This is a genomic window from Bacillus sp. FJAT-47783 (assembly GCF_022808615.1).
Taxonomy (GTDB): domain Bacteria; phylum Bacillota; class Bacilli; order Bacillales; family Aeribacillaceae; genus Bacillus_BZ.
Genome location: NZ_JAKZKS010000011.1, coordinates 48,509 through 73,213, shown reverse-complemented (window position 1 = coordinate 73,213; position 24,705 = coordinate 48,509). Strand labels below are relative to the sequence as shown.

The 24,705-nt window shown below is 36.3% G+C and carries 24 protein-coding genes and 1 riboswitch; of the genes, 18 read left to right on the top strand and 6 right to left on the bottom strand.

Annotation, left to right across the window (positions count from 1 at the left end; genetic code table 11):
- Positions 1 to 229 precede the first annotated feature (229 nt).
- Together MLD65_RS09995 and MLD65_RS09990 are read right to left on the bottom strand one after the other, a co-directional pair.
- Positions 230 to 1,393: a toxic anion resistance protein gene (locus tag MLD65_RS09995; RefSeq protein WP_243291720.1), complete on the bottom strand. Its 1,164-nt coding sequence runs from the start codon at positions 1,391 to 1,393 to the stop codon at positions 230 to 232.
- 5 nt (positions 1,394 to 1,398) lie between these two features.
- A complete protein-coding gene (locus MLD65_RS09990) occupies positions 1,399 to 2,028 on the bottom strand; it encodes a 5-bromo-4-chloroindolyl phosphate hydrolysis family protein (RefSeq protein ID WP_243291719.1) in 630 nt (209 codons plus the stop codon).
- 277 nt (positions 2,029 to 2,305) lie between these two features.
- On the opposite strand from MLD65_RS09990, the gene MLD65_RS09985 reads away from it, so the two are divergent.
- From MLD65_RS09985 to MLD65_RS09935, 11 genes are all read left to right on the top strand, one after another.
- The gene (locus MLD65_RS09985) at positions 2,306 to 3,277 is read left to right on the top strand and encodes a polysaccharide deacetylase family protein (RefSeq protein ID WP_243291718.1); all 972 of its coding nucleotides are present in this window, start codon (positions 2,306 to 2,308) and stop codon (positions 3,275 to 3,277) included.
- 85 nt (positions 3,278 to 3,362) lie between these two features.
- A complete protein-coding gene (locus MLD65_RS09980; RefSeq protein WP_243291717.1) occupies positions 3,363 to 4,625 on the top strand; it encodes a hypothetical protein in 1,263 nt (420 codons plus the stop codon).
- Between the two features lie 11 nt (positions 4,626 to 4,636).
- Positions 4,637 to 5,323: a response regulator transcription factor gene (locus tag MLD65_RS09975; RefSeq protein ID WP_243291716.1), complete on the top strand. Its 687-nt coding sequence runs from the start codon at positions 4,637 to 4,639 to the stop codon at positions 5,321 to 5,323.
- The gene (locus tag MLD65_RS09970; protein WP_243291715.1) at positions 5,320 to 6,708 is read left to right on the top strand and encodes a HAMP domain-containing sensor histidine kinase; all 1,389 of its coding nucleotides are present in this window, start codon (positions 5,320 to 5,322) and stop codon (positions 6,706 to 6,708) included. Before MLD65_RS09975 ends, MLD65_RS09970 begins: the two co-directional genes overlap by 4 nt.
- Before the next feature lie 231 nt (positions 6,709 to 6,939).
- The gene (locus tag MLD65_RS09965; RefSeq protein ID WP_243291714.1) at positions 6,940 to 8,475 is read left to right on the top strand and encodes a spore germination protein; all 1,536 of its coding nucleotides are present in this window, start codon (positions 6,940 to 6,942) and stop codon (positions 8,473 to 8,475) included.
- Positions 8,462 to 9,553 (top strand): GerAB/ArcD/ProY family transporter, encoded by a 1,092-nt coding sequence (locus MLD65_RS09960; RefSeq protein ID WP_243291713.1) that lies wholly within the window; start codon positions 8,462 to 8,464, stop codon positions 9,551 to 9,553. The genes MLD65_RS09965 and MLD65_RS09960 overlap by 14 nt, the downstream gene beginning before the upstream one ends.
- The gene (locus MLD65_RS09955; RefSeq protein WP_243291712.1) at positions 9,553 to 10,674 is read left to right on the top strand and encodes a Ger(x)C family spore germination protein; all 1,122 of its coding nucleotides are present in this window, start codon (positions 9,553 to 9,555) and stop codon (positions 10,672 to 10,674) included. The genes MLD65_RS09960 and MLD65_RS09955 overlap by 1 nt, the downstream gene beginning before the upstream one ends.
- A gap of 221 nt (positions 10,675 to 10,895) precedes the next feature.
- Positions 10,896 to 11,141 carry an aspartyl-phosphate phosphatase Spo0E family protein gene (locus MLD65_RS09950; RefSeq protein ID WP_243291711.1) on the top strand — a complete coding sequence of 82 codons (246 nt, stop codon included), beginning with the start codon at positions 10,896 to 10,898 and terminating at the stop codon, positions 11,139 to 11,141.
- A 152-nt stretch (positions 11,142 to 11,293) separates the two neighbouring features.
- On the top strand, positions 11,294 to 11,743 hold the full coding sequence (locus tag MLD65_RS09945; RefSeq protein WP_243291710.1) for a hypothetical protein: 450 nt from the start codon (positions 11,294 to 11,296) through the stop codon (positions 11,741 to 11,743).
- Between the two features lie 141 nt (positions 11,744 to 11,884).
- Positions 11,885 to 12,832 (top strand): aldo/keto reductase family protein, encoded by a 948-nt coding sequence (locus MLD65_RS09940; protein WP_243291709.1) that lies wholly within the window; start codon positions 11,885 to 11,887, stop codon positions 12,830 to 12,832.
- 355 nt (positions 12,833 to 13,187) lie between these two features.
- Positions 13,188 to 13,622, top strand: a complete 435-nt coding sequence (locus tag MLD65_RS09935) for a MarR family winged helix-turn-helix transcriptional regulator (protein ID WP_243291765.1) — start codon at positions 13,188 to 13,190, stop codon at positions 13,620 to 13,622.
- Positions 13,623 to 13,715: 93 nt separating this feature from the next.
- On the opposite strand, the gene motB is transcribed toward MLD65_RS09935, so the two are convergent.
- Together motB and motA are read right to left on the bottom strand one after the other, a co-directional pair.
- On the bottom strand, positions 13,716 to 14,498 hold the full coding sequence (gene motB / locus MLD65_RS09930) for a flagellar motor protein MotB (protein WP_243291708.1): 783 nt from the start codon (positions 14,496 to 14,498) through the stop codon (positions 13,716 to 13,718).
- Complete coding sequence (motA, locus tag MLD65_RS09925) at positions 14,491 to 15,282, bottom strand: flagellar motor stator protein MotA (protein WP_243291707.1); 792 nt, start codon at positions 15,280 to 15,282, stop codon at positions 14,491 to 14,493. The genes motB and motA overlap by 8 nt, the downstream gene beginning before the upstream one ends.
- 792 nt (positions 15,283 to 16,074) lie before the next feature.
- Between motA and MLD65_RS09920 the strand changes: the two genes are divergently transcribed.
- Complete coding sequence (locus MLD65_RS09920; protein ID WP_243291706.1) at positions 16,075 to 17,100, top strand: YkvI family membrane protein; 1,026 nt, start codon at positions 16,075 to 16,077, stop codon at positions 17,098 to 17,100.
- A gap of 56 nt (positions 17,101 to 17,156) precedes the next feature.
- Positions 17,157 to 17,891, top strand: coding sequence for a metallophosphoesterase family protein (locus MLD65_RS09915; protein ID WP_243291705.1), 735 nt, complete (start codon positions 17,157 to 17,159; stop codon positions 17,889 to 17,891).
- 44 nt (positions 17,892 to 17,935) lie between these two features.
- Here the strand turns inward: MLD65_RS09915 and MLD65_RS09910 are convergent, their stop codons facing one another.
- The gene (locus MLD65_RS09910) at positions 17,936 to 19,060 is read right to left on the bottom strand and encodes an NAD(P)/FAD-dependent oxidoreductase (protein WP_243291704.1); all 1,125 of its coding nucleotides are present in this window, start codon (positions 19,058 to 19,060) and stop codon (positions 17,936 to 17,938) included.
- Positions 19,061 to 19,181: 121 nt separating this feature from the next.
- Here MLD65_RS09910 and MLD65_RS09905 point away from each other — a divergent pair, with 121 nt between their 5' ends.
- From MLD65_RS09905 to queF, 5 genes are all read left to right on the top strand, one after another.
- A complete protein-coding gene (locus MLD65_RS09905) occupies positions 19,182 to 19,298 on the top strand; it encodes a DUF6254 family protein (protein WP_243291703.1) in 117 nt (38 codons plus the stop codon).
- A gap of 123 nt (positions 19,299 to 19,421) precedes the next feature.
- Positions 19,422 to 19,466, top strand: a riboswitch (PreQ1 riboswitch).
- 125 nt (positions 19,467 to 19,591) lie between these two features.
- The gene (gene queC / locus MLD65_RS09900; protein ID WP_243291702.1) at positions 19,592 to 20,251 is read left to right on the top strand and encodes a 7-cyano-7-deazaguanine synthase QueC; all 660 of its coding nucleotides are present in this window, start codon (positions 19,592 to 19,594) and stop codon (positions 20,249 to 20,251) included.
- Positions 20,251 to 20,688 (top strand): 6-carboxytetrahydropterin synthase QueD, encoded by a 438-nt coding sequence (queD, locus tag MLD65_RS09895; RefSeq protein ID WP_243291701.1) that lies wholly within the window; start codon positions 20,251 to 20,253, stop codon positions 20,686 to 20,688. The genes queC and queD overlap by 1 nt, the downstream gene beginning before the upstream one ends.
- A gap of 56 nt (positions 20,689 to 20,744) precedes the next feature.
- Positions 20,745 to 21,419: a 7-carboxy-7-deazaguanine synthase QueE gene (gene queE / locus MLD65_RS09890; protein ID WP_243291764.1), complete on the top strand. Its 675-nt coding sequence runs from the start codon at positions 20,745 to 20,747 to the stop codon at positions 21,417 to 21,419.
- Between the two features lie 17 nt (positions 21,420 to 21,436).
- Positions 21,437 to 21,934, top strand: a complete 498-nt coding sequence (queF, locus tag MLD65_RS09885; protein ID WP_243291700.1) for a preQ(1) synthase — start codon at positions 21,437 to 21,439, stop codon at positions 21,932 to 21,934.
- A 500-nt stretch (positions 21,935 to 22,434) separates the two neighbouring features.
- Here the strand turns inward: queF and MLD65_RS09880 are convergent, their stop codons facing one another.
- Positions 22,435 to 24,579, bottom strand: a complete 2,145-nt coding sequence (locus MLD65_RS09880; protein WP_243291699.1) for an ATP-dependent Clp protease ATP-binding subunit — start codon at positions 24,577 to 24,579, stop codon at positions 22,435 to 22,437.
- Positions 24,580 to 24,705: the final 126 nt, after the last annotated feature.

The following is a 24,705-nucleotide window of genomic DNA, read 5'->3' as shown; positions in this document are numbered from 1 at the left end:
ACATTTAATCTGCTTGGAGTAATTCTATCATTGGTGACAATCTGAAAAACTGATCTTCTACAATGAGTGAGCAATCATAACCACAATGCAAAGCCACCTCTATATCTAACAGAAGGGTTCCAACTCCGTTGATATGATAATTATAGAAGGGTTAGAGGTGGCAAATCTTTAAAACTTTATAAGTTGTATCATTAAGGTCTTTATCTGGTTGTCGGGATGAATAAGATCCTTATTCATCCTTTAACTCTAACAACCGCTGCTTTAATTCAGTCTCCATCGTAATAAGTTCTTGTTCCGCTTGCTTTCGCTTCATTCTTCCTTCATGCTGAATTTGCAATGTTTCTTGAATCGTTGTAATTAACTGTTCTTGCGTTTTCTTTAATGTTTCAATATCAACGATTCCGCGTTCATTTTCTCTCGCCGTATCCAATGTATTCGACTTCAACATGTCAGCATTCTTTAATAACAACTCATTGGTCGTTTTCGTTACTTGCTTTTGTGCTTCGAGTGCGCCTTTTTGACGATGTAGCGTTAAGGCAATCGAAATTTGATTTTTCCAAAGTGGAATCGATGTTAAAATCGATGACTGAATTTTTTCAGCTAAAGTTTGGTTCATGTTTTGAATCATTCGAATTTGCGGTGCACTTTGAATCGTAATTTGTCTACTTAATTTTAAGTCGTGCAATCGCTTCTCTAACCGATCGGCAAATTGCATTAAGTCATTCGCTTCTTGAATCATCATTTGATTGTCCGTTTGCTCGGCTTTCTTTCGTACTTCAGGAATAATCTTTGTATGAAGCTCTTCTAGTTTTACCTCTCCTGCGGCAATATATATATTTAGCGCATCAAAGTACTCTTTATTATGTTCATAGAGCTGGTCGAGCATTTTAATATCTTCTAACAATGTTCGTTTCGATTTCTCTAAATGTACGGTAATTCGTTCAACTTGAGCACCAATTTTTTGATATTTGGATAACACTTCTTGAATGGATCTGGAAACTTTTCCGAAAAAACGAGAGAAAACATTCCGTTTCTCTGGACTTAACTCATCAGGATTTACCTGTTCTAATTTCGTCATGAGCTCTATTAAAATGTCACCAATTGGACCGATATCTTTCTTTTGAACGTGCTCAAGCATTGAATTGGAAAACGTCGAAAGCTTCGTTTGAGCATTTGCCCCGTATTGGACGATTGTGTGTCTATTCGAATGATCCATTTGTTTGGCGATCTCCATTGCTTTTTCGCGATGCTCTTTCGGCAAAACATCAATTAACCGCTTTTGTGCTTCAGCGCTTTGTACCGGCTGGGGTGTAGGAGTCAATTCATCTTCACCAAATGGATTGGCTAATAAATCTTCAATTGTATTTTCTGTCGTTTTATTTTGTTGAACCATATTGATCACCTCTCACTTTTTCTATACGCAATTTGTTTTTTCGCTACATCCATTTCAAACTGTAAATGTTCAATATCTTGTTGAAGGACTAAGATTAAATCTTGTTCTAAATTTTCGTGTAGTTCATGAAGCATTCCTTTCGTTTCTTCTAAAGAACGACGAATTTCTACATCTTTTATCGGTTGTGCTGCCAACTTTGTATATTTTTCAGCAAGCTCAACACATGTATCTAAATGATAAAAGAAAAACCGCTCACTTTGGTAAAACCGCTTTGGCTCATTTTTGACAATGTGATAAATGCGTTTTGATTTTCTATTTATATCAAGTAACATTTTCCATGAATCAATTGAACGCACTTTGATGAGCGCTTTTTGTAATCGATTCATTTTTCGTGATGCTTCTATTAAATTTTCTTGAATATACTTAAATTCCTGCCTTGAAAGACCGTTCTTTTTTAAAAAGCGCCGCTTCTCTATGATGCGAAGTAAAAAAAACACCACCACTCCGCTTAAAAAAGAATAAAGACTTGCTTGTAAAAACGGAAGATTAACGATGAAAAAGAGTACAAGCCATGAGAATGTCATGGTTGTCAAGGCAGCGAATCCTCTTAGAATAAAAAATAAAACAGATTTCATTCACATTCGACTCCTATTTTAGTTGTTATTATTATTTACGAATGAAGTATGCAACAAGTTTCGCCTAATTTATTTAAAAGTTTCATTCCATCTCTATTTTAAACCTTTGTTCATTTTTTTTATAACAAAAATGATCGCCAAAAGATCTTTTTTAAATATGGTTCATTTCTTTTATTTTTGTTGCTATTTGTTGATTTTTGTTACTTCTTTGTAACAATGCTTTTCTATTATTCTTTTATACTCGAAGTAGAAAATAATAGAAAAGGATGGTCGTAAAATGCAAGGGCGGAATCGGTCAGAAAACAGAAAAAGAAAATCAAAGAAAAGACTTTACTTTTTCTCGATAAGTATCGGTTTAATTGTACTGTTAAGTAGTATGAAAGCTTATTCGATTCATTCGGAGGAAGCACAAAAAGCAGAACGGAAGGAAGAAATATCCAACTCTGAAACGGTTGCACAAGATGAAAATCAATTTAAAGGTGATGGGGGTGAGGACCAAAAAGCAGAGGGAAATGAAGTAGCTGAACAAAAAAACGCTAAAAAAACAATGGAGAATTCCAATAACACGAATTCAACAAATGAGCCAACGACAAACGTGACGGAAAAAACATCAACCGAAGAAAATCAAAATAAAAAACAAGATGAAAAAGAAATGGAGAAGGTCATTTATTTAACCTTTGATGATGGACCGTTCCCAGTATCAGAAGAAATTTTAAATGTTTTAGCTAAACATAATGCGAAAGCAACGTACTTTTTGCTTGAGCCAAACATGAGAAAATATCCCGATATCGTTAAGCGGATGAAAGAAGATGGACATGCGTTAGGATTACACGGTGTAACACATGATAAACGTAAATTTTATCGATCTGCAAAATCTGTTTTGACAGAAATGGACAAGGCGAAAGAAACGTTAGAAGAATTAACTGGAGTTACATCTTCTCTTATTCGTACACCATACGGCACGTATCCTAATATGAAGAAAGAATATTTTCAGGCAGCAGAGAAGAATGGATATAAAGTGTGGGACTGGAATGTCGATAGTAGAGATTGGAAATATCGAGATAAACGGTACGTTAAAGATGCTATAAGCCAGATTGAAGCACTAGAATCCCAAAACAAATCACCTGTTGTCTTATTGCACGAAAAAGTGGAGACGGCCAAATATTTAGATCTCTTCTTGACGAAACTAGATGAGAAAGGTTATACATATAAAACGTTAAATGAAGACATGACGCCGATACATTTTTAGGAGTTATTGCACGATCCATATGAACGGCATAATATCTAATATATATTCTTCAAACAAGCATAGAAGTGTTGAAAGGCGGATTTTTATGGTGAGGAATTCCCTCTTAGTTATTTTCTTTTTCGTTATTTTATCGGGGTGTAATCCTTTTCAAGCTACTCCAACAGCATTAATACACGAGCCGTCTTTAGGAGTCGAAGAGGATCATTTACTCCAAGTCATTTCCGAAACAGTACCGTCTGATATGAAGATGATCACACCAAAAGAGAGCAAATACCCTAAAACGATTCATATGTTTGATTTGGATGGAGACGAAAAAGAAGAGGCGATTGTCTTTTTTGGGAAACAAGATGGCTTTAGCCCAGTATCGATCGCGGTTTTTAAAAAAGCAGATCTTCATGAGTGGAGTCTTACTTCTCAAGCTGAATTAAAAGGGTACGATATTGAGTTTTTTGATGTGGTAGATTTAACAAAAAAAGGGAAACGTCAGATTGTTATTGGAATGACCAGTTTTGAATCCAGTGGAAAAGGATTATATATTTATGAGGAGTCGGATGGAGAGTTACAATCTGTTTATGAGACAGACTATTCACATATGATCATTGATGATTTTAATACGGATGGTTTCGTCGATGTAAACATAGTCAAACACATTCGAAATGAAGAGGCTAGGTTGGAAATGCTCCAAATGGATGAAAATAACCGTATTCAAACGATTCATCAAATCGAGTTAGACCCTTTCGTGAATGGATATGGAAATGTCATATTAGGACAAGTAAAACAAGGGAAAAAAGCGATTTTCCTTGATGCTAGTGTCGGTGCTCACTCGGCTTATACGCAAATTGTTACCTTTGAACATGATAACTATCGAAAATGGGTGGATGAAGAAAAAGACGATGTGACATTTAAGCCGTATATGGTGTATTCCCATGATGTTAATCAAGATAACATCGTGGAAATCGGCTTGCTAGAAGAACCGAAAAATGAATTAGGACAATTATACACTTCTTTAGCGGAAACGCCATTTTATGAGAAATATGTTCAAATGAACGCGGATCTTACTTATCATACAAAATATGAGCGGTATGCAAACTATGAAAAAGGATTTTTTATTACAATCGATGAAAAATGGAATCGTCCCCTTCGTATCGTTGAAAATGAAAACAGTGTGAAAATTGGGAGTTTATCGAAGTGGTATGTGGAAATCTATTGGCAAAACAAAGATAAAAACTTACAAAATCAATCATATCAAATCGTAAAAGAAACAGATGAGTTCATATTTTATGTAAAAAAACAACATGTTTCAAAAGACGTATTGAAACGTTTTCACTTATTGTTTGAAAATGTATAGAGGTGTAGGAGATGAATTCGATATTAGTGTTAGAAGATGAATTATCCATTCGTAGTTTTATATCTCTAAATATACGAAAACATGGATGGAATGTACATGAGGCAGAAACAGGTGAACAAGCAATTGAAATAATGGAAAAAGAAAAAATCCACATGGCCCTTTTAGATATTATGCTACCAGGTATTAACGGGATTGAAGTATGTAAATATATTTGTCAAAACTATCCAGAAGTCGGCGTTATTATGCTAACGGCGAAAGGTCAAGAAGAAGACAAAATTGAAGGATTAACATGTGGTGCAGATGATTATATCGTAAAACCATTTAGTGTAGGGGAGCTTGTAGCCCGTATTCAGTCGCTTTGGAGAAGGCTTTCATTTGAGAAAAAAGGCAGTCACGCCTTTTCTCAGTCGATTGCCTTATCCCTTGATGAAGAAGTGTTGTTAAAAGACGGAAACGTTATTCCGCTTACACCGACCGAGTTTTTAATCATGAAGATATTTGTTGAGTATCCGAACAAACTGATTACGCGAGATGAACTATTGAATTATGTGTGGGGGAAGGACTATGTCGGCGATTACAAAGTTGTCGATGTGAACATTCGACGGCTACGTCAAAAAATTGAAACGAACCCTTCTGACCCTGAGTATTTACAAACAGTTTGGGGACGAGGTTATATTTGGAAAGGACATTCGGGATGAAAAAACGGGTCGTTTTTCAATTTATGATCATCATTTTGCTCGTACAGTTGTTATCAATCGGGATTTTCCGAATAGCAGCGACCCAATATTACTATAACGGAATTGCTAAAACAATTTTAGGACATGCCGAATCAGCTTCGAGTCTCATATCGATCTTTCAAGAGGAGCGTTTTTATCAACTTCAAAAAGGGTGGAATGGTGAGGTAACGAGAGAAATTATCGACACGATGAATTATCCCGGTGCGACACTCCAAGTCGTCAGCCGGGATGGACGTATCATTCAGTCATCATCTGGGTTTTCAACAGAAGGATTAACGGTAAAGGAAATTAAATCGCAATCAAACGATTCCTCGTTTCATCTTATTGAAGAATCAACGACGGGAGAAAAAATATTATCAGTCTATAGTCCTTTAATATGGAAAGGTCAAACGGTTGGTTATTTACGCTATATCACTTCGTTAAAAAAAGTGAATCAAGTGCTCTTAACGTTAAATATAGCTGCGGTTATGATTGGAATGTTTGTTTCAATTCTCGTTTTTTTCATTAGTTTGAAACTAGCTAATTCGATTGTAAAACCAATTGAGAAAATTATTAGCGTTTCTTCTAAAATGGCTGGAGGTAATTTTAAGGATCGAATGGATGAAAATTACCCGGATGAACTAGGCACATTGGCGAAAACATTAAATACGATGGCTGACGAAATTGTTCGTTCAGAAAAATTAAAGAATGAATTTATTTCTTCTATATCCCATGAATTAAGAACACCCCTCACTGGAATAAAAGGTTGGTCTGAAACTTTGAAGAACCCAGAAGGACTATCAAAAAAAGATATCGAGAATGGTTTGAATCTCATATCGGTAGAGACAGACCGGATGATATTATTGGTCGAAGACTTACTAGATTTCTCACGTCTGCAAAACCATAAAATAAAATTAAGAAAAGAAAAGGTAAACGTTGAGCATTTATTAAACGATGTCATCATGCAATTATCCAAAAAAGCGGAAGATAAACTGTTAAGATTGGATTTTGATGTGGAGGATCAAGTCATTTCTGTAGATCCGAATCGAATGAAGCAAGTTTTCCTTAATATTTTGGATAATGCCATTAAATTTTCAAATCCGCACGGGCGCATTTCCATTCAATCTAACATAACGGATAACGAATTTAGCTTATCCATTAAGGATGAAGGGATTGGTGTGGATTCAAAACATCTTCCATATTTAACGAAGTCGTTTTACCAAGTTTCCCAACAGCAAGGAGCCGGATTAGGCTTATCAATTGCATCGGAAATTATAGAACTTCACGGGGGATCAATGAAGATTGCAAGTCAAAAAGGACATGGAACGACTGTAACTGTAACAATACCTATTTCAGAAAAAGTGTAGACTTATGGTCTGCACTTTTTTGTCGTGATAAAAATCATCAATTTTTGTTCATCTAGATTAGCGAAGCCTATCTAGATTTCAGGCAAATTTATATAAAATTATGAGGAAAGGAAGGGTGTTTTTACTTTATTTAAGTTTCACAGCAACTCATTTCTTGTATTTTTTAATTCCTCTTCGTACAAAATACTAGACAAAGGCTTTATATGCTTCTTTTAAGTAAATGGAGGAATAATGGTGAGGAAGCTATTCAAACCGCAAAAACCTGTGTTCGTTAATAACCATACTTATAAGATTACGAATCAGCGACCTGTTTTAGCATCAGAAAGCTTGTATGAGAATGTAAGATTTTTTGAAGAAGCTTTTTGGCATACCGAAGATTTACACAAAAAAGAAATCGTATTTAATAACAAGCGCTGTATACTTATATATCTCCAAGCAATGGTTGATAAAAAAGTGTTAGAAACGGAAGTCATTAAGCCAATTTTAGAAAACAAAGGAGGAAAAATAGAGGAAACGGTCTCGGTTGTAAATATTCAAAAGATGAATAATTTAACCGAGGTTAAAATGGAAATAATTCGAGGTGGCTGTGCCTTTATTACTGAAAATAGTGATATTGTAAATGTATTAAGCATCCCTTCATCAATTACACGTAATATTGAAGAACCTATAAATGAGCAAGTCATACGAGGTTCCCATGAGGGAATGGTAGAAGAAATTGAGAAAAACTTACACCTTATTCGTAAACGGATTGAAAACCCTAATTTAGTGACGAAATATCGAAAGATTGGGGAAGCAACAGGAACAAAACTGGCGATATTGTTTATTAAAAATTTAACAAACGATGAATTAGTGCAGAAAGTGGAAAACAGAATTCAGTCAATTTCAGCGGATGCCATACAAACGCCTGGGGATATTGTAGAATTTATTGAAGATGCTCCTTTCTCACCTTTCCCTCAAATTTTAAATACAGAACGACCTGACCGGGTGGCATCCATGTTAATGGAAGGACGCGTCGTGCTATTGATGGATGGAAGTGCATCAGCTCTTGTAATGCCTGTGACATTTTTTAGCTTTTATCAATCACCCGATGACTATAATAGTCGCTTTTACGTTGGAACGCTTTATCGCATGTTCCGGTTGATTAGCTTTATTTTAGCTGTTTCTTTACCGGCCATTTATATTGCCACTGTATCGTTTCATTTTGAAATCATTCCAGCTGAGTTATTATTTACTGTTAAAAGTTCGTTAGAATATGTCCCCTTTCCCCCGCTTTTTGAGGCAGTCATTATGGTCACCATTTTAGAGTTGTTAAAAGAAGCATCCATCCGTTTACCTAGTCCGATTGCACAAACAATTGGGGTCGTAGGGGGATTAGTTATTGGAACAGCGATAGTGGAGGCGAGCTTAGTGTCGAATATGATGATCATCGTCATTGCTTTAACAGCGATCTCTTCGTTTATCGTTCCTTCAAATGAGATGAGTGTGTCATTACGAATTATTAGCTTCCCTTTAATGTTAGGGGCAGCCGTATTAGGTTATTTAGGCATCGTATTGATTTTGATGTTCTTATTAATGCACCTTTGTAAACTTGAAACGTTTGGATCTCCGTATTTCGCACCATTTGCACCATTTAGGTGGAAGGATGTAAAAGATACAATCGTTCGAATGCCGGTATTTATGATGAAAACTCGTCCACTTGAACCGCATCCACAAGTGTTAAAGAAGCAATCTGAATCGATGGAGTGGAAAAAGAATGGCAAGAAGTAAAGCATCAATTACCTCAGCTCAATTGTTCTTTATTATTGTATCTACGCAAATCGGGGTTGGTATTTTGTCACTACCGTATGATGTTCATCAAGTTGCAAAAAGTGATAGCTGGATCTCCATTATTATAGCTGGGGTTGCTGTCCAATTGATTTATGTATTGATGTACTTCTTATGTAAAAGATTTCCGCTATTCAATCTTTATGAGTTTTCACCGCAAATAGTGGGCAAATGGCTAGGACGAGGGATAAACATTCTCTATATTATCTATTTCATTTTAACGTGTAGTCTCATTATCGATTTATGGTCGGTCACATTAAAAACATGGGTATACTTTGAAACCCCACAATGGGTCTTTCTTTTAATGGGATCGATTATTGTCATTTATTTTTCTAGTCAAACAATACAAGTTATTGCACGTTTTCAAATGTTCGTTTCAGTTTTTTTAATTGTCTTAGTTGTATTGGTCATCTTTTCGTTTGAATATGTTGATTTTCGTTATATTTTTCCGGTCGGACAATCAGGTATAAAAAACATATTGTTAGGAAGTGATAAATCGATTATTGCCATGGTTGGATTAGAAGTATTGCTGTTTGTCTTTCCGTTAGTTGAAGCAGATAGGAAATCCATTTTTAAAACGGTTACGTTCGCAAACCTTTTTGTTACTTCATACTATTTATTTACAGTTGTTGTATCACTTCTTACATTTTCACCAGAGGAATTAAACATTATTCCTGAGCCAGTATTATTTATGTTAAAAGCAATTAACTTAACGGTTGTCGAACGGATTGATCTATTATTTCTGTCCATTTGGATTGTTTCCGTTGCCACAACTTTAACGACATATGGATATTTAGGAGCCAAAGGTCTAGAGTACTTTTTTCGAAAACCGCATCAACAGATGATCCCATATATCACAGTCCTTATTTTTATTGTTTCATTAATTCCAAGAAACCAAGAAATGCTAGACCAATTTTCTAAACTTATTGGTTTTTTAGGATATGGTTTTATTGCAGGGATCCCTCTCTTATTATTCATCATTGCATTTATTTTTAAGAAGCGAATGGGAGAGACAGCTTAATGAAAAAATTAAGTATCATACTAAAACTTTCTATAATCGTACTGCTTCTGAATGGTTGTTGGGATCAAAAAATTTTAAAGCATACGAAGTTTATTTCGATTGTCGGAATTGATCGTTTAAGCAATGATGAATTGTTGGCAACAGCTGCGATTACGTTATTCAAAGGATCCGGTACAGATGAAGGGGAGCAGAGAAACGAAATCATTAAGGGAAGTGGAAGGTCAGTACAAGAAACGCTTTCCAACTTAAATTTGAGTGTTTCCGATGAACCGGTACAGCATAAACTTAAATCTATTTTAATTAGTGAAGAATTAGCTCATAAGAACATTTATGAGATACTGGATACGTTTTATCGAAACCCAGTTAATTCATTAGGGGCTAAAATTATTATTGTCGAAGGCAAGGTTTTAGACGTTATAAGTAAAAAGCGGGTAGGAGAGACGAATATTGGTGAACATATCAATGATTTACTGATCAGTGCCGAAATTGATTCTGTCATTCCAAGACAGACGGCTTTGTCGATTCATTCTATCATTTATGATACTGGAAAAGGTATCGTAATCCCGATGGTCAAACTTAAAGAAGGTGAAGAAACAGTAGAGTTAAGTGGCCTCGCATTATTTCATGATAAGCAAATGACAGGGAAGATGACGCCAGAAGAGACAAAAATATATATGATGCTAACTGGTAAAATAGGCCGTAACCTGTATCTTACAGAAAAGATCAAAACCAATAAGATGAAAGAGGAGTCCAACGTCTCCATTAAAGTCAATAACTTAAAACGTAAAGTAAAGGTGAAAGTAAAGAATAACAATGAAATTGTAGTAGATATTCAAGTAAATACAAAGGCTGATATTTTAGAGTATCCGCCAAATCGTTTACAGTCTCCAAAAGAAATAAAACATATTTCAAAACAACTTAGTAAACAGTTCACGAAACAAGCAGAAGAAGTAGTATCACATTTGCTAGAAGCAAATTGTGATGCGTTAGGTATCGGTCGTGAATTAATGGCATACAACCGAAAAGCATGGGATCAACTAAATTGGGAAGAAGATTATCAAAAAGTAAAAGCGAATGTAAAAGTTGAAGTGGAGATTGTTGGGAATGGAATTATTAGCTAAATGAAATTTCGTTTCTACTTACACGATGAGACAAGTCGGGAGAAGTAACATTTGTATGGAAATGAGTATTACGAGTATTGCGAATGATGGGGAAAAAAGAGTCATCAAATAAAAAATGTTAAAAAAATTGTCATAAAATGCGATTCTATTTACAAAAATAGTAGAATCTGTAATAATACGATAGTGCTCACTTTAGCACATTTGAATAGGAGGTAAAGAAAATGGCGAACGAAGTTTTGGAAAAACTTGATTTGGAAATTTCATTAAAAAGAAAAAAGTTAATGGAAGTAGCTAATTTAAAAGGGTTTACAAATTCCGAAACCGTCATGATTAGTCAAGAACTCGATCACCTTTTAAATGAATACCAAAAAATGATTGCCGAAAAAACGCCCTTTCAATATATCTATGAACATGTAAAATCATGGACAATTTCTGAACCTATTCTAGTAAATAAATCGATTTCTTAAAGGGAAACTTGCATTTTTTTAGCGTTACATTACGAACACCTTAAATAATCTTGCCATCCATTTGTAAAATAGACATCCAATCTTTTTATTTTACAAATTTTTTATTCATCATTATTATAAAAAGGTACAATGAGAAGTATAGGAGCCATGAAATGAAAGACGTAATTAAACTAATTGCCAATGTCATGAATGATTTTCATGATATGTTTATCCAATTGTTTGAGATTTTAGGATTGACGGTTACAGATAAGGAATTGCATTTTTGGGTAATCGGTATTTTCGGAATAGGTTTTTTCTTCTTTACACATGTTGTTTTTAAGTGGATTAGTAAATATAGCATAACGTTTCTTTCGTTTATTTACACATTTACTGTTTTAGTCGTCATTGTTTTTGCCATTGAAATTCAGCAAAAAATTACGAATCGTGGAAACATGGAATTTGAGGATGCCGTTATTGGACTTTGGGGCTTTCTTGTGTTTTTCTTTATATACATAGGTTGTTACTTCATCATTACCAGCTTGAAAAAACTTTTTCGTCGAAAAAAACGTGTTAAGCCAAAGGCAAGAGGAAGTTCACGAATGAACAAATACCATTCATCATAATGGCGGACAAGTCGATAATTGGATTCGACTTGTTCTTTACGTTTTTTGAAATTTCTGATAAATTAAAGGTAGAAATAATTTTTCAGATAAAAAGAAAAAAGGGATGGACTTACTTTTTAGGCTTATGAAGGGGGAGTCAAGGTGAATTATCGAAGGCTTGGAAGATCCGGTTTAAAAGTAAGTGAAGTAAGCTTAGGCAGCTGGCTAACCATTGGGAAAACCGTTAGTGAAGAAGATGCGAAAAACATTATACATAAAGCCTACGACGAGGGAATCAATTTTTTTGATACGGCGAATGTATATGCAAATGGTGAAGCCGAACGCGTGATGGCAAAATCATTAAAAGCATTTCCAAGAGAATCGTATGTCATTACAACGAAAGCGTTTTGGCCTGTTGGCGATGGTCCTAATGATAGAGGATTGTCAAGAAAGCATATATATGATCAAGTTCATGCAAGCTTAAAAAGAATGGAACTTGATTATATCGATATTTTTTATTGCCACCGCTATGATAAAGAGACACCACTAGATGAAACGTTAAGAGCGATTGATGATTTAATTCGACAAGGAAAAATTCGGTATGTAGGCGTCAGTGAGTGGACGGCAGCGCAAATGCTAGAAGCATTGTCTGTTGCTGATCAATACTTATTAAATCGCATTATTGTGAATCAGCCACAATATAATTTATTGCATCGTGAGATCGAGGAAGAAATCATTCCAATAAGTGAAAAGCATGGAATCTCTCAAGTCGTCTGGTCACCTCTAGCACAAGGAGTGTTGACAGGGAAGTATTTAGGAGGAGATATTCCATCTGGTAGTCGAGCGGCCAACGAAAATGTTAATTCATGGGTGAAGAAAATCATTAATGATATTGTAAATCGGAAACTTTCGTTATTAAATGAAATCGCATCGGAACTTAACATTACACTGGCACAGCTAGCACTAGCTTGGATATTGCGACAACCAAATGTAGCCAGTACACTTGTCGGTGCGTCACACGTTGAACAAATTGCCGAAAATGCAGAAGCTTCAACTGTTGTGATCCCTTATCAATTTTTAGAAGAGATCGAAAAGATTGTTACCATATAAAAACGAGTCTAACATGGATGTCAATATTCTATGTTGGACTTTTTAGTATGAAGAGAAAAGTTGCAAGTAAAAAGGAGAGAGCAAAGCAAGTGACGGTTCATTTCACTGACATACAATGGGAATACGGCATGAGAAAATCGTTTGTACTACGTTGTCATGAATCATTCTCGAGTAGTTTTAAGCGTGTAGTTAAAGCATTGATCATCGACTATAGAAAATGTTAGAAGGAAAGACAAATGAAAACTGGAAAATTATTCAGTAATACTTGACAATTGTTTGCAGTTTCATTATGATTATTTAGAATTCAAGGTATTTATATTAAAAGGATTGATGAAAATTGAGTTGTACGGAAAATATGGATCAATCGTTAAAGTTATATGTCGTCTTATCAAAGGCGTATCGCGCTATTCACGATCATGTGAGTAAACATATTCAATCATACGGTTTGAACCCAACTGAGTTTGCCGTTTTAGAATTGTTGTATCATAAAGGACATCAGCCGCTACAGCAAATCGGTGGGAAAATTCTTCTAGCTAGTGGTAGTATCACGTATGTAGTTGACAAGCTAGAGAAAAAAGAACTGCTTGAACGAAAGGCTTGCCCTAACGATCGACGAGTGACACATGCGGCCATTACGGAAAAAGGAATTCAACTTATGGAAGAGATGTTTCCTAAACATAAGCAATATATCGATGATGCGCTTTGCATCTTATCGGATGAAGAAAAAACAGCTGTCATTGAAATGTTGAAAAAACTTGGTTTGTATGTGAAAAATATGGATCGTTCATAAGTGTGAACAACGTAAAAACCCAGCTAAATGCAAGCTGGGTTTTTACGTTCTCGCCCATATACGAGGGAGGCTAGCTGTTCTGATAGATATTTTTTAATTACGATTCTTCTCGTTTGTTCCATACGGTAACACTAGTATTTCCACACGACGGTTTTTTTGTCTTCCTACAGCCGTATCGTTGGAAGCAACTGGTTTAAATTCTCCATATCCTTTTGCACTAAACATTTTTGGATCTAATTGTTCGTTTTCTAATAAAATCTTCATGACGTTTACAGCACGCATCACACTTAAGTGCCAGTTTGAATCAAAATGTGAATTTTTGATCGGTACATTGTCTGTATGCCCGCTAATGACAACATGATGTGGAGGATTCATGACAAGTAGTTCGGAAATTTCCTTTGCTAATTGAATATCTTGATTGCGGACATCAGCTTTACCAGAATCAAACAATATGTCGTCTAAAATGGTAATTAAAAGTCCTTCACTCGTTAACGTCGTTTGCAACTTCCCACTTAAATTTTTTTCATCAATGTATGTGTTAATTTTTTCTTCAACTTCATTTAACTGATTTTTTTCTTCCTTGATTTTGTTACGCTCTGCTTCTTTTTCTTCTTCCTTCATTTTCAAAAGATCCGCATTTTCTACATCTGTTTTTTCAATTTCGTTAGGTGGATAAGGGTATTCTAAAACACCTGTCCCACCTGTTAAAGTAGCATTAAACGCACTTGCTAGTTGACGGAACTTTTGGGCATCAAGGGAGCTCATCCCAAATAATATGACGAATAAAGCGAGTAATAACGTTAGAAGGTCTGCATACGGGATGAGCCAAGATTCATCAGTATGTTGTTCTTCTTTTTTCCTTCTTCGTTTAGCCATCTTGATTCACACTTTCTTGAAAGAGCTGTTCACGTTCATTTTCTGGTAAGTAAATCGCAAGCTTTTGCTCAATAGCACGTGCTGATTGTCCTTCTAAAATGGATAATATTCCTTCAATCATCACTTGTTTAACGAGCGCTTCTTGTCTTGATTTTCGTTTTAATTTATTCGCAAATGGATGCCATAAAACATACCCTGAAAAAATTCCAAATAAAGTGGCGACGAAAGCTGCCGCAATCGATTTTCCTAGTGCTTCGACGTCTTCCATGTTGGAAAGGGCCGCAATTAACCCGACAACAGCTCCTAATACCCCAAGTGTCGGTGCATAAGTACCCGCTTGTGTAAAAATGGAAGCACCTGATTCGTGTCGATCTTCCATCGCTTCAATTTCTTCTGTCATCACATCCCGAATAAACTCCGCATTTTGCCCATCAACAGCCATCATCAACCCATTTCGAAGAAACGGATCGTTCACTTCATGAATTTTTGTTTCAAGAGCTAATAAACCCTCTTTCCGGGCGATTTGTGCCCATTCTGAAAAAAGTGGAATGACCTCTTTAATGGAAGTTGTTTTTTGTTCGCGAAATAAGATGCGAAATAACTTTGGAATTCGTTTTATTTCACTACTAGGGAATGCGATGACTACAGCAGCGATCGTTCCAACAATAATAATTAAAAACGCTGCTGGGTTCACTAAAGTAGAAAAACTAACACCTTTTAGTACCATCCCAACACTTAATGCAATAATTCCTAGTATTAAACCAATAAGAGAAGTTTTGTCCATATGTATCAAATCCTTTTTTCAATGTTCCTATTACATATATCGACATGAATGAAAAGAACTTTAACGACTTCAATTTTTTTGACACAAAATATGTACAAAGTTTGAATAATGATGCTGAAAGAAGAGGACGAGTATTCATAGAAAAAGAGCCAGCCTACGCTGCCCCTCTCCAATACCATGTTTTTTTCCTTAATTTTAAAGACGTGTATTCATATTGTTTCCAAGTGAAATAATCATGTTCAAACATGTTTTCATCTCCTTTTTTTGTATGTATTTATATTTTATAAAGGATTAAGATGGAAAAAATCAGATAGAAGGTGTAATGTTATGTCGTTATAAATGATGGAATTTTTTCAGTCTAAAGGATGAGAGAAAAAAGAAGGTGGCGAAATATAGAGTTGCCAATCCATTCATAATACAAAGGTAAAAACAATGTCCCGATACAACAATAGAAAAGAAGGTTTCGATAATAGGTGGAGAAGGAAGAGAAGTCCAGAATGGAATAACAGCATAGGCAAAATAGGGAAATGAAATAATACATTATCAGGCCAAATATAGAATCGAACGTTTCATATGACAATATAAACGTAATAGAAGTACTATTTAAACACACTAAAATGATGACAACCGATAAAAAAAATCGATCCATATAATCCACTTCAATCACCTCACGTACATTGTATGAACAGTGAAAGAGAGAATGAATACTTTTTCTTTTTAAGAAGATTCATCCGTCTTTTTTTTCGCTCTTGTCCATATAATATTTTAACGGGATTGAACGAGGTGGATAGGTTGAGGAAAAATCTATTTGTTGCTTTTCAAGTAGCAGCGATTTATATTGGTACAGTTGTTGGCGCAGGGTTTGCAACTGGAAGAGAAATTGTCGAATTTTTTACAAAGTATGGAGAGGCTGGGTTACTAGGCATTATTATTTGTACATGGTTATTAAGTTGGCTAGGCATGAAGATGATGATAGTAGGACATCGAATTGGTGCTAAGTCGTATCAACAATTAAATCACTTTCTCTTCGGTTCATTTTTTGGACCTGTTTTTAATATGTTGATGCTTATGACGTTAATCGGGGTAACCTCGGTAATGTTATCGGGAGCAGGCGCCATTTTTAAAGAGCAGCTTCACATGTCGGCACAATTTGGCATCGTATTAACGATTTTATTAACGATGGTTGTTCTATTATTTGGGATTACTGGTATTTCATCTGTCAATGTCGTCGTCGTACCGATCTTTATTTTATTTTCACTTTTTCTTTCATATCAAACATTGGATGTATCAACGATTTCCCTCGAATTTATCGCACGTCCATCTCTATCATCTATCTTTTCAAGTTTTTTATATGCATCGTTCAACTTAGCGTTAGCGCAAGCTGTATTAGTTCCGCTAGCCTCGCAAATTCAAGATGAAGAAGCAATAAAGGTTGGAGCAAAGCTTGGGGGGGTTGGGCTAGGTATCATTTTATGTACAAGCCACCTCGCTTTATCAAGTCTTCCGAACGTTGAAATGTATGATATTCCAATGGCCGAGCTTATTAAAGGGAGTATGGTAGGTTTTTATTATTTATATTTACTTGTCATGTATGGAGAAGTTTTTACATCCGTTATCGGAAATGTATACGGGATTGAACGCCAAATAAAAGCGACTTTCCAATTCCCTAGCATTAGTATTGTAACTGTTTTGTTATGTATTACCTATTTTATTAGTTTAGTTGGGTATAGTGATCTTATCACGAAGTTATATCCATTATTTGGGTACATGAGTGTTGGGTTTCTTCTTCTCTTAGCATTAAAAAAGGTGCCGAAATAATGGATGGATGGTAAAATAGTGTTCATAATCTGTACGGAAGGTGGAAGGGGGATATTATGGAAAAGATTGCGATTATATCTGATATTCATGGAAATTTACCAGCGTTAGAAGCTGTGTTACAAGATATCGAAATGAGAAAAATTACCCGCATATTTTGCCTTGGAGACCTCGTTGGAAAAGGGCCAAGCGGGAGGGAAGCTGTTGATATTATCCGAAATCGCTGTGAACAAGTTGTACAAGGGAATTGGGATGACCTCATGCAAAAAGAAGATGTCCCGTTTGAAATCAAATGGCATCAAAACCAATTAACAAGGGAACAGTTAACGTATTTGCATGAACTTCCTTATGCGATTGAATGTTTTATTAGTGGTCGGTTTGTGCGATTTTTCCATGCATCGCCATTTAGTGTTTGGACGAGAATTCAACCATGGGACACGATCGAGAAAAGGCTTTCGATGTTTGAAAATTCACCGAATACAAGCGATAAGTATGGTACACCTCAAATCGTAGGATATGGTGACGTTCACAACGCTTTCATCCAACACCTTAACGGTAAAACGTTATTTAATACGGGAAGTGTTGGAAATCCGCTTGATGTTACCCAAGCATCCTATGTAATTGTTGAAGGTGTATACAACTCAACAACATCTGCTCCATTTTCTATTCAATTTGTTCGTATCCCGTACGATATTGAAAAAGCCATTGCCCAAGCAAAAGAAGCACGCCTTCCAGATGTTGCAGAGTATGAGCAAGAATTAAGAACTGGACGTTATCGGGGAATCAAAAAGTAAGGCTATTTTCATCGAACTTTAGACATATTTGGGATATGGCTGTCTTACTTTTGCCCCTTTAATTTTTGTAAATAATATTTTTCCAACATGATTTTCATTACATGTGGTGTAGATCCATTTGTATGAATTTCCAAATGTTTTGTTAGAACCGAAAGCATCCCCCCATCTGTGCCCGTTTCCACTATGCTGACTACTTGATCTTCATAGTTTTTTTGCTTAGTACGCTTCGTCATCTTTGAAAAAATATTTTCTGCAGCGATGCTTCCTTGAAGCTCTGCTGCTCGTCCGCTTTTAACTCGTTCCCGTTTCGGCAATATACACGCATCTCCTACAACAAAAATATTCTCCCACTCTTCAGATTGTAATGTTTCTTTGACTCGTAGCAATCCGTTCTCGTGGTGAAGCTCTGAATTCAAAATAAAGTCTGCTCCCTTATATGGGGGAATGACTAATAAAAATGTGTAAGGTATTACTTGATGATTGGATAATTGAACGTGGTGATCCGTCATTTTTGTAACCGTAGTGTCCGTAAAATACGTAATCCCTTTTTTGTTCATTAATTTCGTGACATGTTCTGTTGATTCGGAAATAGCAAAATGAAATAACTGATCCTCCGAAGTAAAGTATGTGATGGAAGCGTTAATGTTTTTCTTTTGTAAATAAGCATGCAGTTCGAAAGTAAACTCATACGATGGCGAAGGATTAGGATTACCGGCGCATGATCCGATGACAATGGAATCGCCATCTGCTATTTTTTGAATTTCTTGTCTAACTTTCAAAGCACCTTCTATTGTGTAAATGGAATGGATCTTTTTTGTATCACCATTTATTTGTTGAAAATCGAGTTCAGCTCCTGATGCGATCACTAAATAGTCGTAATGAACGGTTTCATTATCGTCTAATTCGACCATTTGTTTTTGCGGTACTATTCTCGTTACTCGTTTATGCATAAAAGTAATGTTCGTGTCCTTTATAATTTCTTTTAAAGGAAGCGAAATGTCAGAGATTTCTCTTTCACGAAACGGTATCCAAATAAGAGATGGGCGAAAAAGGAAATAATGGATGTCAGATATTAAGATGATTTCATCATGTCGATCTTTTAATAAACGTCTGAGTCGAAAGCATGTCTCTAATCCACCAAATCCAGCTCCAATAATGACAATCTTCATATTTCCTCACCTTTCTTTGCAAGGTATATCGTTAATGTTCGCAAAAGTCGTTTCTTCATGCATATCTTTTCTTGATTCATTAAATGCTAATGAATAGATTAAGGTTGAAAGGAGTAGAAGCATGACTCAATCAAAGCGTCAAAAAGAACGACAATGGACCGTTCGAAAACAAGCCCAAAATGAGCATGGGAAAGTGAAATCGTTTAAACAATTAGCTAATGATGAAAAACAGAGTTAACATGTAAACAAAGCCTCAAGCACCATCTTGAGGCGATTTTTTGCTTATATATTGCATTTTTCAAACATTATTGGTATAGTATTTAAGGATTTTGACAAATGCATATCAATTCCGTTATTCATAACGGGAGAGGTTCTAGCTAAACCCTCTATAAAAAACTAAGGAACGCTATATCCTTAGGGTATAGTTTTTTTATGTTGTATTATTGCTAGCGCCTCTATCCTCTATATAGAAGGTGCTTTTTTTATGGGGAAATGATGACTCCTATACTGTTAGGAAAGGTGATTTTATAAATGGGGAAAGAAAAAGCAGTCGTTGTATTCAGCGGTGGTCAAGATAGTACGACCTGTTTATTTTGGGCGATGAAACAGTTTGATGAAGTCGTCGCGGTGACATTTGATTATAATCAACGACATCAGCTAGAAATAGATGTAGCAAAGCAAATTGCGGAAGAACTGAACATTGAACATTATATTTTAGATATGTCGTTATTAAATCAGTTAGCACCTAATGCATTAACGAGAAAAAATATGGCGATTACGCAAGAAGAAGGCGAATTGCCGAGTACGTTCGTTCCGGGACGGAATTTATTATTTTTAACCTTTGCTTCCATTTTAGCGGGACAAATAGGGGCGAAGCATATTGTGACAGGAGTTTGTGAGACAGATTTCAGTGGTTATCCAGATTGTCGAGATGTTTTTATTAAATCTTGCAATGTCACAGTTAATTTAGCAATGGACAGTCAATTCGTGATCCATACACCACTTATGTGGCTGAATAAAGCGGAAACATGGAAACTAGCGGATGAACTAGGTGCATTTGATTTTGTACGTGAAAAAACATTAACTTGCTATAACGGAGTCATGTCAGATGGCTGTGGAGAATGCCCAGCTTGTCAATTAAGACAAAGAGGATTGGACCAATACGTAAAAGAAAAGGATGGGGGAGCATAATGCTACAACAAATTTACCCTCAAGTACAACATGATTATCTCTACGAATTAAATAAAGATATGCAATTTGCCGCTGCTCATTTTATTCCGAGTGAAGCAGCAGGGAATTGTCAAAACACGCACGGTCACACATACTTTGTGAATGTCACGATTGCTGGAGACGAACTGGATGACGCGGGATTTTTAGTTAACTTTAGCGTATTAAAAAAACTGATTCACGGACAATTTGATCATACGGTGTTAAATGAACATCCTTATTTCAGTAACACAAATTCAAATCAATTTCCAACGACAGAAGTCGTAGCGAGAACGATTTTTGAAATGATTCAACATGAACTAGATGAGCTTCCGAATAAACCGAAATGTGTCCAAGTATTTGTAAGAGAAACACCAACGAGCTATGTTGTTTATCGTCCAAAGAAGGAGAAATCTTCGTGAGAAATCGACTCATTCCAGTCATTGAAATATTTGGGCCGACCATTCAAGGGGAAGGAATGGTCATCGGTAGGAAGACAATGTTTGTTCGCACGGCAGGTTGTGACTTTTCTTGTTCGTGGTGTGATTCTTCATTTACGTGGGATGGGAGCGGTAAAAAAGAAATTCGGCTTATGTCTCCAAATGAAATATGGGAAAATCTCAAAAATCTTGCTGGCAACAATTTTTCACACGTGACCATTTCAGGAGGAAATCCTGCCCTTTATCCACAAATAGAGGAGTTCATTGATTTCCTTCATCATAAAAAGATTAAAGTGGCGATTGAAACACAAGGAAGTCGCTATCAATCGTGGCTTACGAAAGTTGACGATTTAACGATTTCACCAAAGCCACCAAGCTCCAAGATGAAACATGACTTTCACGTTCTTGATACGATTATGAAAGAATTAGAGAATGAAAATCGACTTTCGTCAGTTTCCTTGAAAATTGTTATTTTTGATGAAGAGGATTTATCATTTGCCAAAATGGTGCAAAAACGCTATTCGAGCATCCCTTTTTATTTACAAGTTGGAAATCCAACCGTTTCTGAAGAAAATGAGGAAGTGTTAGTTTCACATCTGTTGAAAAGGTACGAGTGGTTAATTGATCAAACGATGCAAGATGAACAATTTAATGATGCACGTGTACTCCCTCAGCTCCATACGCTCGTTTGGGGGAATAAAAGAGGGGTATAACAGAAAGGAGAATCGTTATGACAGGAAGAAAAGATGAAGAATTACAAGGCGTTACATTATTAGGGAATCAAGGAACAAAGTATGCATTCGAATATGCTCCTGAGATTCTTGAGGCGTTTGACAATAAACATCCGAACCGAGATTACTTTGTTAAATTTAATTGTCCAGAGTTTACGTCACTTTGTCCGAAAACAGGCCAGCCAGACTTTGCGACGATTTATATTAGCTACATTCCAGATAAAAAAATGGTCGAAAGTAAATCATTAAAACTGTATTTATTCAGCTTCCGAAACCACGGGGACTTTCACGAAGATTGCATGAATATTATTATGAATGACTTAATTGCGTTAATGGATCCAAGGTATATTGAGGTGTGGGGAAAATTCACACCGCGCGGCGGTATTTCCATCGACCCATATGTCAACTACGGACGCCCTGGAACGAAATACGAAAAAATGGCGGAATATCGCCTGATGAATCACGACTTGTATCCTGAGAAAATTGATAATCGATAATAACAATGGGCTGTCTAAAAAGTCCAATTTAATGTAACTACTCAAAAAAAAGCCCCGAAGAATGTTGATTTTACAGCATTCTTCGGGGTTCCTTCTGTTGAGTTCTGGGAGCAAATACCACTTTTCGGACAAGTCCAATTTATTGATGAGATGTGGTTTAGTTTCATAGAATGGGTCTTATGTTCAAGACTTGCGGGAAATTTTCAAAACGTGAACAAAACTTTCAAAACCTACGGCGAAATCACTTAAACTTGCGGAATTGCAACTTTTTAAGGAGTCTGCAGTTTAGAAGGGGAATGAAGTTGAGTCGGAAAAACACGAATTGGGTTTTATTTTCATAAATTGGGCTTTTCTTTCAAGAATTGGGGCAAAACCTTCAAGAATTGGGGCAAAACCACCCGAATTTGGGCTTTTGTCATGTTTCCGAGAACCGAACTAAAGGATATGTAAAAAACTCCCTCTCATACGAAGTCTGACTGTGAGAGGGAGTTTGTGTTATTTTACGCTTTTACGACAATCTCATCATTTTCAATAGTAACATGCACTTCTTTTACTTCTTCCTTGTCTAGCAGTAAATCAGTGATTCGGTCTTCAAGCTGTTCTTGAATGACGCGGCGAAGCGGGCGAGCTCCGAATGCAGGGTGATAGCCAAGCTCAGCTAACTTTTCTTTTACTTCTTCCGTCACCGTCATGACGATGCTTTGTTCAGATAAAGTGTTTTGTAGTTCTGCTAGCATTAAGTTCACAATTTTGACGAGGCTATCCTTTTCTAATTGGTTAAATTCGATAATCGCATCGAAGCGGTTTAAGAATTCTGGCTTGAAGTAGGAGGATAGTGAATCAAGCACAGATGTTTGTTTCACCGCATCGGTTGCTTTTTCAAATCCAACCGAAATTTTCTTCTCGCCAACACCTGCGTTACTTGTCATGATGATCACGGTATCTTTAAAGCTGACTGTACGTCCTTGGCTGTCGGTTAGGCGACCATCTTCTAAAATTTGCAAGAACATGTGCTGTACGTCCGGATGTGCTTTTTCAATTTCGTCTAATAAAATAATGGAGTAAGGATTACGACGAACTTTTTCCGTTAATTGTCCTGCTTCGTCGTGACCGACATAACCAGGAGGTGAACCGATTAATTTCGATACAGCATGCTTCTCCATATACTCACTCATATCAAGACGAATCATCGCATCTTTTGAGCCGAATAATTCTTCCGCTAATGTTTTCGTTAATTCTGTTTTACCGACACCTGTTGGTCCGACGAATAAGAATGAGCCAATCGGGCGATGTTTCGCTTTTAAGCCTGCGCGTGAACGACGAATGGCTTTTGCGACTTTTTCAACGGCTTCTTGTTGTCCAATTACCTTATTCGCTAAGTTTTCTGCTAAATGATTCATTTTCGTTGCTTCGTTTGTTTGGAGCTTGCCAACAGGAATTCCTGTTTTCTTCTCGATAATTGCCTCGATGTTGGCCACATCGACACTCTGTTTTGTTTCTTCTTTCATCGTATTTTGCAGACGCTTTTCTAGCTTTGCTTCTTCATCACGAAGCTTAGCGGCAAGTTCATAGCTTTCAGTCTTTAAAGCTTTTTCTTTTTCAACAGCAATTTCTTTTAAGCGTTTTTCGATTGCATCTTTGTTTGTAACACCAGACTTTAAGTTCATTTTTGAACCAGCTTCATCTAATAAATCAATCGCTTTATCAGGTAGGAAGCGGTCTTGAATATAGCGGTGTGATAACGTTACACATGCTTTTAGCGCTTCATCTGTATAGCGGACGCCGTGGAAGTCCTCATATTTAGACTTAATGCCTTTTAAAATTTCAATGGCTTCATCCGCCGTTGGTTCATGTACCATCACCGGCTGGAAGCGACGTTCTAAAGCTGCATCTTTTTCAATCGCACGGTACTCTTTTAATGTTGTCGCACCAACAACTTGTAATTCACCACGTCCCAATGCAGGCTTTAAAATATTTCCTGCATCCATGGAACCTTCAGCAGACCCTGCACCGACTAAGAGATGGATCTCATCAATAAATAAAATGACATTTTTGCGTTGCTTAAGTTCTGCAATTAACTGCTTCATGCGCTCTTCAAATTGACCACGAATGCCTGTATTCGCTACTAATGAGGCAACATCTAATAAATACACTTCTTTATTTAATAATTTTGAAGGAACCGTGCCTTCAGCAATTTTTAGCGCTAACCCTTCGACAATGGCTGTTTTCCCAACACCGGGTTCACCGATTAATACGGGATTGTTTTTATTTCGACGGTTTAATATTTCAATGACGCGTTCAACTTCATCATCTCGACCAATGACGGGGTCAATTAAACCGGCTTTCGCTGCATTCGTTAAATTGCGCCCGAACTGATCTAAAAAGCCATTTCCTTTATTTCCGCCACCATGATGCACTTGAGTCATTTGTTCGTTTGCAGGTTGTTGTGACATATGTTGACCATGAAGTTGTTGCAACAAATCGTCAATAGACATAAATCCACCTCCTAATCCAGACGGAATTTTATTCGTAGCTTTTAATGATTGATAGCATGTTTGACATAAATGATAGTGCTTCTTCTCGTTGTTTACTTGTACATGTAAGTGAAAAGTTGCTTGGCGTTCTTGACATTTTTGACACATCATTTTCCATTACCCCCTTTTAGTTGTCTTGTTTGACTTTGACTATCTTTGACCTTTTGACTTTATTATACTTTGACCTTTTTTGACTTTCAAGTTTTTTGCTTTGGAAATTTTTGTTTTGTTGAAGCG